Raw genomic sequence first — 13,722 nt, forward strand, 5'->3', positions numbered from 1 at the left:
GTTGTCTTCTTTCCTTCGTGATGAAAAATCTGTGAAACGAGGTCGGAGGCGGGGCGCGGACTCGGCGAGGCCGCGCCCCCGCGGCTCAGACCTCCTCGACGCTGGCGGGCTCGCGACGCGAGAGGTCGATCCCGAGCTCCTCAGCAGCCCGGAACACGTCCTCCTCGGCGTCACGCATCTCCACCGCGGTGCCGTCGGACGAGAGGACCTCGACGTTCAGGCACAACGACTGCATCTCCTTGACGAGAACCTTGAACGACTCCGGGATTCCCGGCTCGGGGACGTTCTCGCCCTTGACGATCGCCTCGTAGACCTTGACGCGGCCCAGGATGTCGTCCGACTTGATGGTCAGGAGCTCCTGCAGCGCGTACGCGGCGCCGTACGCCTCGAGCGCCCAGACCTCCATCTCGCCGAAGCGCTGTCCACCGAACTGCGCCTTACCGCCGAGCGGCTGCTGCGTGATCATCGAGTACGGGCCGGTCGACCGCGCGTGGATCTTGTCGTCGACGAGGTGGTGCAGCTTGAGGATGTACATGTAGCCGACCGAGATCGGGTCCGGGAACGGCTCACCCGTACGTCCGTCGAACAGCTGCGCCTTGCCGTCGCGCCCGACCATGCGGTCGCCGTCGCGGTTGGGCAGGGTCGACTCCAGGAGGCCCTGGATCTCGTCCTCACGCGCACCGTCGAACACCGGCGTGGCGACGTTGGAGTCCATCGGCGAGCGGTCCGCACCGATCCGGCGCAGGCGCTCGGCCCACTCGTCCTTGCTGTCGCCGATGTCCCAGCCGGCCTTCGCGACCCACCCGAGGTGGGTCTCGAGCACCTGACCGACGTTCATCCGGCCCGGCACGCCGAGCGGGTTGAGGATGATGTCGACCGCGGTGCCGTCGGACAGGAACGGCATGTCCTCGACCGGGAGGATCTTGGAGATGACGCCCTTGTTGCCGTGGCGGCCGGCGAGCTTGTCACCGTCGGAGATCTTGCGCTTCTGCGCGACGTAGACGCGGACCAGCTGGTTCACGCCCGGCGGCAGCTCGTCGCCCTCCTCACGGTCGAAGACGCGGACGCCGATGACCGTGCCGGACTCGCCGTGCGGCACCTTCAGGGAGGTGTCGCGGACCTCGCGCGCCTTCTCGCCGAAGATCGCGCGGAGCAGGCGCTCCTCGGGGGTCAGCTCGGTCTCGCCCTTCGGGGTGACCTTGCCGACGAGGATGTCGCCGTTGGAGACCTCCGCGCCGATCCGGATGATGCCGCGCTCGTCGAGGTCGGCGAGCATCTCGTCGCTGACGTTCGGGATGTCGCGGGTGATCTCCTCCGGGCCCAGCTTGGTGTCGCGGGCGTCGACCTCGTGCTCCTCGATGTGGATCGAGGTCAGCAGGTCGTCCTGGACGACCCGCTGCGACAGGATGATCGCGTCCTCGTAGTTGTGGCCCTGCCACGGCATGAAGGCCACGAGGAGGTTCGACCCGAGCGCCATCTCGCCCTCGTCGGTGCACGGACCGTCGGCGATCGGCGAGCCCTTCTCCAGGCGGTCGCCCTCCTTCACCAGCGGACGCTGGTTGATGCAGGTGCCCTGGTTGGAGCGGGTGAACTTCGACATCCGGTAGGTCTTGTAGACGCCGTCGTCCTGCATGACCTCGACGTAGTCGGCGCACACCTCGGTGACGACGCCCGGGGCCTTGGCCACGGTCACGTCACCGGCGTCGACGGCGGCGCGGTACTCCATGCCGGTGCCGACGAGCGGCGCGTCGTTGCGGATGAGCGGCACGGACTGACGCTGCATGTTGGAGCCCATGAGCGCGCGGTTGGCGTCGTCGTGCTCCAGGAACGGGATCAGCGCCGTCGCGACCGACACCATCTGGCGCGGCGAGACGTCCATGTAGTCGACCTCTTCGGCCGGGACGAGCTCGGCCTCGCCGCCACGCTGGCGGACCAGGACGCGCTCCTCGGCGAAGGTGCCGTCGTCGTTCAGGCGCGAGTTGGCCTGCGCGATGACGAAGCGGTCCTCGTCGCTCGCGGTGAGGTACTCGATCTCGTCGGTGACCTGGATGCCGTCGACGCGACGGTAGGGGGTCTCGACGAACCCGAAGGAGTTGATGCGACCGTACGACGCCAGCGAGCCGATCAGACCGATGTTGGGACCCTCGGGGGTCTCGATCGGGCACATGCGGCCGTAGTGCGACGGGTGGACGTCACGGACCTCGTAGCCAGCGCGCTCACGCGACAGACCGCCCGGGCCGAGGGCCGAGAGACGACGCTTGTGCGTCAGGCCCGCGAGCGGGTTGTTCTGGTCCATGAACTGGCTGAGCTGCGAGGTGCCGAAGAACTCCTTCAGCGCCGCCACGACGGGACGGATGTTGATCAGGGTCTGGGGCGTGATCGCCTCGACGTCCTGGGTCGTCATCCGCTCGCGGACGACCCGCTCCATGCGGGCGAGACCCGTGCGGAGCTGGTTCTGGATGAGCTCGCCGACGCTGCGCAGACGACGGTTGCCGAAGTGGTCGATGTCGTCGGCCTCGACGAAGGTCGAGCCGGCCGGCATCTCGAGCTCGGTCTCGCCGGCGTGCAGCGCGACCACGTACTTGATCGTCGAGACGATGTCCTCGATGGTCAGCGTCTGCTGGTCGAAGGCCTCGGCGGTGCCGAGCTTCTTGTTGATCTTGTAGCGGCCGACCTTGGCGAGGTCGTAGCGCTTCGGGTTGAAGTAGTAGTTGTCCAGCAGCTGCTGGGCGGCCTCGGTCGTCGGCGGCTCGCCCGGGCGCAGCTTGCGGTAGATGTCGAGCAGCGCGTCGCCCTGGCCGGACGTGTGGTCCTTCTCCAGCGTGGCGCGGATCGAGTCGTACTGGCCGAACTGCTCGAGGATCTCGGCCTCGGACATGCCGAGGGCCTTGAGGAGCACCGTCACGCTCTGCTTGCGCTTGCGGTCGAGACGGACGCCGACCTGGTCGCGCTTGTCGATCTCGAACTCGAGCCAGGCTCCGCGCGACGGGATCACCTTGGCGGTGTAGATGTCCTTGTCGCTCGTCTTGTCGGGCGTGCGCTCGAAGTAGACGCCGGGCGAACGGACGAGCTGCGACACGACGACGCGCTCGGTGCCGTTGATGATGAAGGTGCCCTTGTCCGTCATCAGGGGGAAGTCACCCATGAAGACGGTCTGGCTCTTGATCTCGCCGGTCTCGTTGTTCATGAACTCGGCCGTGACGAAGAGCGGCGCGGCGTAGGTGACGTCGCGGTCCTTGCACTCCTCGACCGTGTTCTTGGGCGGCTCGAAGCGGTGGTCGCGGAACGACAGCGACATGGTCTCCGAGAAGTCCTCGATCGGGGAGATCTCCTCGAAGATCTCCTCCAGACCGGACTTCTGGGAGACGTCCGTGCGACCGGCGGCCAGCTGCTGCTCGACGGAGGCCTTCCAGCTCTCGTCCCCGATCAGCCAGGAGAAGCTGTCCGTCTGGAGCGACAGCAGCTCCGGCACCTCGAGAGGCTCAGAGATCTTGGCGAAGGAGACACGGCGGGGATTGGTGGTGGCAGAGGTGGCGGCAGTGCGCGAGGAAGCCAAGAGGGGTCCTTCCGAAGGCTCGCAGTTCCCGGTTGCGGCACCGTCCGGGACCCATGCCGAACGACCCCGGTCAAGGGGCTGTGGGCAGGATGCAGGAGGCGCAAAGAAATAGTCTAGACGCCACAGTGGGCAGATTTCAACCCAGGGTGTCAAGCCTTCGCCGTCGATGATGAACGCATCCGGCGCTCAGGTCAAGCAGGTCGAGCATTTCGGTGTGGACGCGTCGTGTCGCGGCCCGCGTTCCGGCGGCGCCGCACGGCGTCCTCCGGGGGTGTGTCACCCTGGGTGTGACCCGCGTTACGCCGGCCGCCGCAGCCGGTCCGAGAAGTCCCGAGGAGCCCGTCGTGCCCGTCGACACCGCCCCGCCGCGCCGCGAGCGCCCGGAGCTGAAGCCGACCCCGCACCTGCGGCCCGCCCGGATGCTCGCGACCTTCCTGTCCCTGGTCCTGGTCGTCGGCGCGGGGTGGTTCGCGTGGAAGTACGTCGGGACCAACATCGTCGCCAAGCAGCGGCAGGGAGAGATGGCGGTCGCACTCGCCGACGACTGGCGTGGCAACCGCAGCGGCGACGCCACGACGGACGAGCTCCGGGTCGGCGAGGCGATGGCCGTCCTCCGGATCCCGCGCTTCGGCAAGGACTTCGAGGTGCCGGTCGTCGAAGGCGTCGACGACTCCGCGCTCACCTCGGGCGTCGGGCACTTCCCCGACACCCAGCGGCCCGGCCAGCTCGGCAACTTCGCCGTCGCGGGCCACCGGATCACCAACGGACAGCCGTTCAAGGACTTCCCCGACCTGCAGGCGGGCGACAAGGTCCTCGTCGAGACCCGGACCCACGTGTACACCTACGTGCTCGAAGGGTCCGGCACGGACACGATCGTGGACTTCACCGACATCTGGGTCGTCCAGCCGGTGCCGGAGAAGGCGAAGCGCACCAAGAGCCAGCACAGCCGCGCCGAGCCGACCAAGGCGATCCTGACGCTGACCACGTGCTCGGAGATCTTCCACACCGACAACCGCTCGGTCGTGTTCGGCACGCTGGTCGACGCCCGCCACGTCTGAGCGGGCACGGTCGGCAGGCGGCGTACCCGCCCGCGCGTCCGGACCGCCGGCTACGTCGTGGTCATCTCCGCGACCAGCCAGTCGCCGTCGACCTTCTCCATCCGCACCACGATCGACAGCGCGGCGGGCGAGCCGGCCTTGCCGTCGATCGTCCGGGTCTGGTCGACGAACGCGAGCAGCCGCACGCTGTCGTCGGAGCACTCCTGGCCGCACTCCAGCGGAGCGATCGCGCGGACCGTCGCCGCCACGTCGATCTTGCGCTGCTGGGCCGCCGAGGCGACCTGGGGCGCGAGCTGCTCGTACTCCGCGGCGAAGTCCGGCGTCATGAGCGCGGTCGCGGCCTCGAGGTCGTCGGCGACCGTCGCGTGCCGGTAGCTCAACGTGGTCTCCAGGGCCGTCGACGCCGCGGACGTGGCGCGCTCGGCCGCGTCGACACGGGCCTCGGCGTCGTTCTCCGTCTGGCGCACGGCCAGCGTCGCGACCACGGCGAACACGACCGCGGCGAGCGCGAGGAAGGCGAGCACCGCGAGGACGACCCGGGCCCGACGCGTCAGCGGAGGACGGGGAGCGCGCGCCGCGGGCGCCGGCCCCGGCTTCACTGCCGGCTTCGCCTGCTCCTCTGCCTCCGGCTCCGCGGCCGGGGCGCCGTCGACACCCGCGTCCTCGACGTCGGTCGCGTCGGCCGCCTCCGCAGGGGACGACGGACGCCGCCGCTCCCCCGCGATCCGGGGTCGTCGGGCGTTCACGAGCCGTCTCCTTCGGCACTCGGGGTCGCGCTCGGCGCCGGTGTGGCACCGGACTCGACGGTCACGTTGGAGAAGCTGTCGACGAGCCAGCGGTCACCCTCGCGCACCAGCGCGATCCGCCACCGCAGGCGCGGCTGCCCGACCTGGACGTCAGCGGGCTCCGTCGCCACCGTGATCGCGGCCAGGAGCTCCGCGCTGTCGTCGTCGATGCTCTCGATCGCCACCTGCTCGACCGTGCCCTTCGACACGATCCCGGCGTCGGCGAACTGGGACAGCAGATCCTTCGTCGACGCCTCGAACTGGCTCGCCAGCTCGTCGGTCAGCAGCGGCTCGACGCGCGCCACGTACGGGTCCAGGTCCTTCACGTCGTAGGTGTTGACGCTGGTCGCGAACTTCTCGGCGGCCGCACGCACGTCCTGGCGGGACGCCACGTCGGCGTACGCCGGGATCTGCGGGCCACGCACGACCGCGACGACGCCGACCACGAGCCCGGCCACCGCCACGAGGGCGAGAGCCAGGGCGAGCAGGCGGGTACGGCTCAGCGCGCGACCGCTGGTCCGAGCAGCATCCACTTCCACGACTCCTTCCCGAGATCCGGCGCGTCGGGGATCGTCGTCCGGTCGGTGACGTCCACCTGCCCCGTCGCCACATCGTACGTACCGAGGACCACGCCCTCGTCGCCCGACGTCGACGACGCCTTCGTCGCGCCCTTCGCCGACCCTGCCCCGCGGGGCTGCCCCTCGGCGCAGGCGAACGTACGCTTCCACTCCGCCGGCGTCCGGTCGAACGGCGTACGCTGCTGCGACCCGGAGGCGTACCCGGCCTCGCACGGCGCATTCTCGGGCTGCAGGACGAGGCTCATCCGCGCCGCGTACTGGCCCGTCCGCGAGTCCTTCGCGATGATCGAGAACGCGCTCTCGACGCCGTACGGCGCGATCACGAGAACGCCCCGGATCCCGTCGAGGTGCCCCCTGACCACGGTGTTGAGCCGGATGGCGTCGCCGAGCAGCGAGGCGATGTCGTCGGCGTTCTCGGCGATCACGGTCCGCAGCGTCGCCGCCGTCGGCGCCCCAGTGTCGAGCACCGTGCGGAGGTCCCGGTCGGAGGTCCTCATCGCGGTCGAGAGGTCGCGGAGGTTCTTCGCGAACGTCCGGATGTCGTCCTCGCCGTCGACCTGCGTCTGGAGCACCTTCGTCGACTCGCGGATCAGCGCGGCGGTGACGGCGTACTTCTGGTCGGCCTTCGTGATGAAGCCGCTGGTCGCATCGATCGTCGTCCGGATGTCCTGGCCGGACCCCTCGAACGCGTCGCCGAGCTCGGTGATGACGGTGCTCAGGTCGTCGGCGTCGACCGAGGAGAGGAGCGCGCTGACGTCGGTGACGAGGGTCCGGGTGTCGATCGGGACGCGGGTCCGGTCTCGGGCCACGACGTCGTCGGCGCCGAGGAACGGGCCGGACGCACTCTCGGGCTGGAAGTCGAGGTACTGCTCGCCGACGGCGGACTTGTTGGCGACGACGACCTGCGTGTCGGCCGGGATCTGCGGGGCGTCGTCGTCGACGCGCACCTCGACGTCGACGCCGTCTCCGGTCAGCCACATGTCCTTGACCCGGCCGACGCTCACGCCGCGGTAGGTGACGTCGGCGCCGGTGAAGATCCCGCCGGACTCGGCCAGCTGGACCGTCACCGAGTAGCCGCTGCCGCCGACCAGCCGGTCCAGGCGCGCGTAGGTCGCCCCGACGTACGCGACGCCGACGAGCGTGATGACGAGGAAGAGGATCAGCTGCACCCGCATGCGTCTGGTGATCACGGCGCCACCACCGTCCGCGCCATCACCGACGCCACGTCGTCACCACGGAGCGCCTGCTTGAGCGAGGCGCGCTCGGCCTCGGTCATGAGACCGATCGTCTTGGTGAAGTCCGTGGTGAAGTCCAGGGACACGTTGGTGTAGTCGCCCATCTGGTAGGCCGCCGCCTGGGTCGGGTCGTCGCCGAGGAGGCTGTCCGGGAAGGGGAACGTCGGCAGGACCTCGAGCGAGCTGACCAGGGCGTCGCCGGCGGAGGCGAGGTTGTCCAGGACGGGATTCAGCGCCTTGAGGTCGGCGACGACCGCCTGCTTCGACTTCACGACGACCTCGGTCCCCACCGCGCTGAGCTCGCTGAGCGCTCCGAGCATCCGGACGAGGTTCGCGCGCTGGGCGTTGACCGTCTGGAGGGCTGAGGGGAGGTCGTCGAGCGCGTCGTCGATCGCGGCCTGCTGGCCCTTGGTCGCCTTCGCGAGCCTGTCGATCTGCTCGATCGCGGCGACGATCTCGCCCTTGGACTCCTCCGCGGTGCCCACGAACTCGTCGAGGCGACGCAGCAGCGTCCGCATGTTGGCCTCCCTCCCGGTGGTGGCCGCGTTGAGCTCGCGAGCGATCACCTGCACCTTGTCGACGGCGCCGCCGTTGAGGACGAGGGAGAGCGCGCCGAGGACCTGCTCGACCTCCGGGGTGTGGCCGGAGCGGGCCAGCGGGATCCGGTCGCCCTCGGACAGCCGGCCCTGCGCCCCCGACGCCGGCGGCTCGAGCGAGACGAACTTCTCGCCGAGGATGCTGGTCTGCCGGATCGACGCGAGAGCGTTGTCGGGCAGCTCGACGTCGCGGTTCACCGTGAGCGTGACCTCGGCCTGCCAGCCGTCGAGCGCCACGGCGGTCACCCGGCCGACGGAGACGTCGTTGACCTTCACGGCGCTCTGCGGGACGAGGTCGAGCACGTCGGCGAACTCCACGACCACCGTGTACGGGTCGTCGCCCACGTCGGCACCGCCGGGCAGCGGGAGGTCCCCGACGCTGCCGCGACCGCACCCGGCGACCAGGGTCAGCCCCGCTGCCAGAGCGAGGGCCGCGGCCGAGCGCCGCTGCGTACCGTCGCGCATCACGCCACCCCCATCAGGGCTGCGAGGTCGGCCGAGCCCGCCTCGTCGTCGCCGGCGGCAGCGCCGTCGGGTGCCGTCCTCGCCGAGGCCTTGCTCCCGCCGCTGCCGGTGTTCTTGGCCTGGTCCGCCATCCACGCGATCACCTCGCCGAGGGCGTAGCAGGTGTCGGCGTACTTCGGGTTCTGGTTGGCCGCCAGCCCGCAGTAGGCGGAGACGTAGGCGGCGTCGGTGAGCGTGCGGAACTTCCCGTCCTGCTTGCCCTTGATCGTGCCGCGCGCGTCCAGCGTCCCGGTGGTGGGGTTGTACGCCGCGGCGAGGTTCGACAGTGCCTTCGGCCCCTGCTCGAGCACCTTCGCGAGGTTCTTGCGCTGGTCGGCCAGCGTCTCCGTCACGTCCGCCAGCCCGTCCACGTTCTTGCGCAGGCTCGCGCGGTTCTCGGCGACGTACGTCTGGACCGTGCCGAGCGCGGTCGCCAGCTCGCGGAGCGCGGCCTGCAGGTCGTCCCGCTCGCCCGCGAGCACCTCCGAGACCGAGGCGAGGCTGGAGTTGAACGACCGCACCGAGGCGTCGTTCTGCTCCAGCGCCGAGACGAACCGCTCGATCTTCTCCATCGACGAGAAGAGCTCGTCCTTCGACCCGTCGGCGGTCGTCGTCACCTTCGCGAGCGCGGCGATGCTGCGGCGGATCTCCTCCCCCTTGCCGTCGAGGTTCTCGGCCGAGGTCTCGAGCAGGGTGCTGAGCGCCCCGTCCTTGTTCGCGCCCTCGGGGCCCAGTGCCGTCGCGACCCGGTCGAGCGCCTCGAAGGTCTCGTCGAGCTCGGTGGGGGTCGCGGTGCGGGTCTGGTCGAGGTGGGCGCCGTCGGCGAGCTTGGCACCACCGGCGTACGCCGGGGTCAGCTGGACGAAGCGGTCGCCGACCACCGACGGCGACACGATCACCGCCCTGACGTCCTCGGGCACGGCGTACTTCGCGTCCCACGAGAGCTTCACGCGGACGGTGGACCCGCGCGGGGTGATCGACTCGACCGTGCCGACGTCGACCCCGAGGATGCGGACCGTCGAACCCTCGTACAGCGAGACGGTCCGGTCGAAGTCCACGGTGGCCGTCTGCTCGTCCGACCGCGGCAGCAGCACGACCACGAGCGCCGCGACCAGCGCGAGGACGAGCACCGCGGCGACGCCCTCGACGACGCGGCGCGGCACGCGCGGACCACGGGTGACGTCGGCGCTCACAGTCCCTCCTCCAGGCCCAGGACGCTCAGCAGGTTGTAGATGAAGCTGTCGAGCCACGGGCCGTTCGCGCTGTTGCTGGCGACCATGCTGTAGAACGCCGGCAGCTGCTTCAGGGCGGACTCGATGTTCTTCTCGTTGGTGCGCAGGACCTTGACGACCCCCGCCAGGCGGTCGAGCGCCGGCTTGAGCTCCGCTCGCGTGTCGGCGACGAGCTTCTGGATCTCGTCGGACATGCGGGTCACGCCCACCAGGACGTCGTGGATGGCCTGCCGGCGCGCGGTGAGCGCGTCGAACAGCACTCCCCCGTCCTCGAAGAGCTTCACGACCTCGGTGTTGCGGTTCGCGAGGACTCCCGAGATGCCGTCGATGTTCTTGAGCAGCGTCTTGATCTCGGCGTCGCGGGCGGCGAGGTTCTCCGACAGCTCGGTCACGCCCTTGACGGCCTTCTGGAACTCGTCGGGCGTCTTCGAGGTGACCTCGCCGAGCGTGCGCATCGCGTACGCCAGCTGGTCGGTGTCGATCTCCTGCGTCGTCTCGCTGAGGTCGGAGAACGCCTGCACGATGTCGTACGGGGGCGTGGTCCGCGTGGTCGGGATGACGCTGCCCGTCTCGAGGGTGCCCGAACCCGCCGGCTCGAGGCTGACGTACATCGTGCCGAGCAGCGTCTTGATGCGGACCGACGCACCGGTCTCCTTGCCGAGGCGGTCGCGCTCGCGCTTGACCCGGAACGTGACGCGGACCTTGTCCCCACGCAGCTCCAGGTCGTCGACCTCACCCACCAGCACGCCGGCGAGCCGGACGTCGTCGCCCTTCTTCAGGCCACCGACCTCCGTGAACTCCGCGGCGTACGTGGGGCCGCTGCCGATGAAGGGGAGCTTGCCGGCCTGGCTCGCCACGACCAGGAACAGCGCGATCACGAGCAGCCCGACCGCCCCGACGACGACGGGGTTGCGCTCGCGGAACGGCTTCATCGTGCGCATCGGCTCGCCCCCGCCCCGGTCACGGTCACGCGCTTGGTCGTCTTGAACGGACGTGCCGTCTCCCAGCCAGGCACGCCGCTCAGGGACGGCAGCTTGCCGTCGATCCCGACGTCGCAGACGTAGAAGTTGAAGAAGGAGCCGTACTGGCCGGTCCGGCCGATCCGGTCGATCTTGATCGGCAGGATCTGCAGGGTGCTGTCGAGGGCCTTGCGCGCCCGCTTCGTGCCGATCTCCGCGGTCAGCTCACGCAGGTGCGCGATGTCGGCGGTCAGGTCGGGGCGTACGGCGCTGAGCAGCCCCGCGGTCTCGGTCGTGAGGGACGCGATGTCGTCGAGCGACCCGGTCAGCACGCCACGGTCGTCCTTGAGCCCGCTGATCAGCTGCTGGAGCGTCGAGATGGTGCTCGACAGCTCGGTGTCGCGGGCGTTGAAGGACTTGAGCACGCTGGTCAGGTTGGTGATCACCGAGCCGATCAGGTCGTCGCGGTCGGCGAGCGTCTGGGTCAGCGACGCCGTGTGGCCGAGCAGCGACTCCACGGTGCCGCTCTCGCCCTGGAAGACCTGGATCAGCTCGTACGCGAGCTGGTTGGTGTCCTCCGGCGAGAGCGCCTGGAACAGCGGCTTGAACCCGGCGAAGAGCACGGTGAGGTCGAGCGCCGGCTGCGTGCGCGCGAGCGGGATCGTCTCCCCCGGCTCCAACCGGCTGCTCGAGCCCTCCGCTCCCTCGGTCAGCGACAGGTAGCGTTGCCCGATCATGTTGCGGTAGCGCAGCGTCGCGAGGGTGCTGTGCGTCAGCGTCACGTCGGAGGACACGCTGAACGTGACCTCGGCGGTCGCGTCGGAGTCCACCCGGACCTCCTCCACGTTGCCGACGCGGACACCGGCGATCCTGACGTCGTCGCCCTCGACGAGGCTGGTGACGTCGGCGAAGACCGCCTTGTACTTCTTCGTGTCCAGGAACGACACGTTGCCGATCACCACCGCGAGGATGCCGGTGAGCGTGCCGGTGACGACCAGGAAGACGAGCAGGCGCGCGAGCGCACCGGTCGTCCGGCGGTCGAGGCGGGGGTCGAGCCGGCGGCGGCGCTTGGTCATCCGAAGCTCACCTCCGCTCCACGCAGGACCGGTCCGGCCAGCGCCTGCGCGACCTCGGGCACGTCGTCGGCCGCGACGCCGAGCGCCGGAGCCAGGACAGCGTCGATCTGCGCCTTCTCGGCCGCCGACCCGGCCGGCGTCACGGCAGCGGTCGGCGCCACCAGCGGCTTGGTCTTGCCGAGCGGTCCGGTGATGCCGAGCTGGCGCAGCAGCGCGTTGCTCATCCCCGGTGCCGGCGTCGTGGCGTCGTACGGGGTCTTGGGCAGGGTCGCGCAGGTCGCGTCGAGCGCGCTCCCACCGCCGGTGGCCGGCGGGAGGGTCGCGGCGTCTCCCGCGTCGTACGCCCGCGGCGAGCGCGCCGCGAACTCGATGGTGACGTGGGCGCGGTTGTCGCGGAAGGCGGAGTCGATCCGCGGCTTGAGCCGGTCGACGCCCTTGAGCACGCACCCGATGGTCGGGGCGTACTCGGCGAGCAGCTCGAGGGTCGGCCGCGACTGGCGCGCGAGCGTGATGAGGTCGTCGCCCGTGCGGTCGAGGAACGCGTCCGCCGTGGTCGCGAAGGCCGCGGTCTCGACGAACAGGGCCTGGAGCTGGGCCTTGCGACCGGTCAGCGTGTTGCCCGTGACCACGGCGTTGCGCAGGGTCTCCCCCACCTCGGGCATCACGTCGGCGTAGGTCTGTGCCGTCTCGCCGAGGAGCGTGATGTCCTCGACGATCCGCGGCGCGAGCGGTGTGATCTTCTGCAGGTAGCCCTCGAGCGTCTCCAGGGAGGCGCCGATCGCCTCGCCCTGCCCGTCCAGGGCCTCCGCCAGCGCGTTGAGCGTGTAGGAGAGATCGGCGGGGTTGAGCGCGGTGAGGATCGGGTCGAGGTCGATCAGCAGGCTCTCCACCTCGGCGGGCAGGTCGGCCTGGGCGATCACGTCGCCGGCCTCGATGGGGGTGCCGGCCGACGCCGACACCGGCTGCAGGTCGACGAACTTCTCGCCGAACAGCGTCTTGGGCACGATGAGCGCCTCCACGTCGGAGGGGATCAAGGGCTGGTAGTCGGGATCGATCATCAGGTGGATCGTGGCCTGCCCGGCGTCGGAGGTGATCTCGTCGACCCGCCCCACGATGACGCCGCGCAGCTTCACGTCGGCGTTGCGGTTGAGCTGCAGGCCGACGCTCTGGCTGCGGATCGTCACCGGCACGTCGCCGGAGAACTGCTTGGTGAACACGGCGTAGGTCACGTAGACGGCACCGAGCAGGAGCGCCAGCATGAGGATGCCGAGCGTGCGGACCGTCCCGGGACGGTCGAGAGCAGGGGTGCGTGCCATCAGCCGGCCAACCTCACCGTCGTGGTCGTCCCCCAGATCGCCATCGACATCATGAGGTCGACGACGTTGATCATGACGATCGACGTCCGCACCGCCCGGCCGACGGCCACGCCGACGCCGACCGGACCGCCCGACGCGTAGAAGCCGTAGTAGCAGTGGATGAGGATCACCACGACGGCGAACACCAGGACCTTCGCGAAGGACCACAGCACGTCCTCCGGCGGCAGGAACAGCCAGAAGTAGTGGTCGTACGTGCCTGCGCTCTGGCCGTAGATCGCGGTGACCGTGAGCCGGGTGGCGAAGTACGACGCCATCAGCCCGACGACGTACAGCGGGACGATCGCCACCAGCCCGGCGATGACGCGCGTGGTGACGAGGTAGGGCAGCGACGGGATCGCCATCACCTCGAGCGCGTCGACCTCCTCCGAGATCCGCATCGCCCCCAGCTGCGCGGTGAACCCGCAGCCCACGGTGGCGGCGAGCGCGATCCCGGCGACGAGCGGCGCGATCTCGCGGGTGTTGAAGTAGGCGGAGAAGAACCCGGCGAAGGCGCTCGTGTCGAGCTGCTCCAGCGCGGCGTAGCCCTGGAGCCCGACCTCGGTGCCGGTGAAGAACGACATGGCCGTGATGACGCCGACCGTGCCGCCGATCACCGCGAGGGCGCCGCGGCCGAACGTCACCTCCGTCAGCAGCCGAAGGATCTCGCGCGGGTAGTGCACCAGCGTGCGTGGCACCCAGGCGAGCACGCGCAGGTAGAAGGCGAGGTGCCGCCCCAGGGCGTCGACGCCGCCGAGGGGTCGCTGGTAGAGCGCTCTGACGTCGGCCAC

At 70.0% G+C, this 13,722-nt stretch carries 11 protein-coding genes; 1 reads left to right on the top strand and 10 read right to left on the bottom strand.

What is annotated here, in order from left to right:
- Positions 1–85: 85 nt before the first annotated feature.
- Positions 86–3,556: a DNA-directed RNA polymerase subunit beta gene (rpoB, locus tag ACQSSQ_RS12755; RefSeq protein ID WP_431327450.1), complete on the bottom strand. Its 3,471-nt coding sequence runs from the start codon at positions 3,554–3,556 to the stop codon at positions 86–88.
- Positions 3,557–3,900: 344 nt separating this feature from the next.
- Between rpoB and ACQSSQ_RS12760 the strand changes: the two genes are divergently transcribed.
- Positions 3,901–4,614: a class E sortase gene (locus ACQSSQ_RS12760; protein ID WP_431327451.1), complete on the top strand. Its 714-nt coding sequence runs from the start codon at positions 3,901–3,903 to the stop codon at positions 4,612–4,614.
- Positions 4,615–4,664: 50 nt separating this feature from the next.
- Here the strand turns inward: ACQSSQ_RS12760 and ACQSSQ_RS12765 are convergent, their stop codons facing one another.
- From ACQSSQ_RS12765 to ACQSSQ_RS12805, 9 genes are read right to left on the bottom strand one after another with little or no spacing between them, the layout of a single operon-like run.
- A complete protein-coding gene (locus ACQSSQ_RS12765; RefSeq protein ID WP_431327452.1) occupies positions 4,665–5,360 on the bottom strand; it encodes a hypothetical protein in 696 nt (231 codons plus the stop codon).
- Positions 5,357–5,932, bottom strand: coding sequence for a hypothetical protein (locus ACQSSQ_RS12770; protein WP_431327453.1), 576 nt, complete (start codon positions 5,930–5,932; stop codon positions 5,357–5,359). Before ACQSSQ_RS12770 ends, ACQSSQ_RS12765 begins: the two co-directional genes overlap by 4 nt.
- Entirely contained in the window at positions 5,899–7,167 is a 1,269-nt protein-coding gene (locus tag ACQSSQ_RS12775) for an MCE family protein (protein ID WP_431327454.1), read from the bottom strand. Before ACQSSQ_RS12775 ends, ACQSSQ_RS12770 begins: the two co-directional genes overlap by 34 nt.
- Positions 7,164–8,273, bottom strand: coding sequence for an MCE family protein (locus tag ACQSSQ_RS12780; protein ID WP_431327455.1), 1,110 nt, complete (start codon positions 8,271–8,273; stop codon positions 7,164–7,166). Before ACQSSQ_RS12780 ends, ACQSSQ_RS12775 begins: the two co-directional genes overlap by 4 nt.
- Complete coding sequence (locus ACQSSQ_RS12785) at positions 8,273–9,505, bottom strand: MCE family protein (protein WP_431327456.1); 1,233 nt, start codon at positions 9,503–9,505, stop codon at positions 8,273–8,275. The genes ACQSSQ_RS12780 and ACQSSQ_RS12785 overlap by 1 nt, the downstream gene beginning before the upstream one ends.
- Positions 9,502–10,485 (bottom strand): MCE family protein, encoded by a 984-nt coding sequence (locus tag ACQSSQ_RS12790; protein ID WP_431327457.1) that lies wholly within the window; start codon positions 10,483–10,485, stop codon positions 9,502–9,504. The genes ACQSSQ_RS12785 and ACQSSQ_RS12790 overlap by 4 nt, the downstream gene beginning before the upstream one ends.
- The gene (locus ACQSSQ_RS12795; RefSeq protein ID WP_431327458.1) at positions 10,473–11,579 is read right to left on the bottom strand and encodes an MCE family protein; all 1,107 of its coding nucleotides are present in this window, start codon (positions 11,577–11,579) and stop codon (positions 10,473–10,475) included. The genes ACQSSQ_RS12790 and ACQSSQ_RS12795 overlap by 13 nt, the downstream gene beginning before the upstream one ends.
- A complete protein-coding gene (locus ACQSSQ_RS12800; protein WP_431327459.1) occupies positions 11,576–12,895 on the bottom strand; it encodes an MCE family protein in 1,320 nt (439 codons plus the stop codon). The genes ACQSSQ_RS12795 and ACQSSQ_RS12800 overlap by 4 nt, the downstream gene beginning before the upstream one ends.
- The gene (locus ACQSSQ_RS12805; RefSeq protein WP_431327460.1) at positions 12,895–13,722 is read right to left on the bottom strand and encodes an MlaE family ABC transporter permease; all 828 of its coding nucleotides are present in this window, start codon (positions 13,720–13,722) and stop codon (positions 12,895–12,897) included. Before ACQSSQ_RS12805 ends, ACQSSQ_RS12800 begins: the two co-directional genes overlap by 1 nt.

The sequence above is a fragment of the Mumia spirodelae genome, from assembly GCF_050632745.1.
GTDB lineage: Bacteria > Actinomycetota > Actinomycetes > Propionibacteriales > Nocardioidaceae > Mumia.

What these genes read in the sequence shown, in the direction of transcription:
- ACQSSQ_RS12780 (WP_431327455.1), bottom strand. Translation starts at nt 8,273, where the DNA reads ATGCGCGACGGTACGCAGCGGCGCTCGGCCGCGGCCCTCGCTCTGGCA.
- ACQSSQ_RS12790 (WP_431327457.1), bottom strand. Translation starts at nt 10,485, where the DNA reads ATGCGCACGATGAAGCCGTTCCGCGAGCGCAACCCCGTCGTCGTCGGG.
- ACQSSQ_RS12795 (WP_431327458.1), bottom strand. Translation starts at nt 11,579, where the DNA reads ATGACCAAGCGCCGCCGCCGGCTCGACCCCCGCCTCGACCGCCGGACG.
- ACQSSQ_RS12800 (WP_431327459.1), bottom strand. Translation starts at nt 12,895, where the DNA reads ATGGCACGCACCCCTGCTCTCGACCGTCCCGGGACGGTCCGCACGCTC.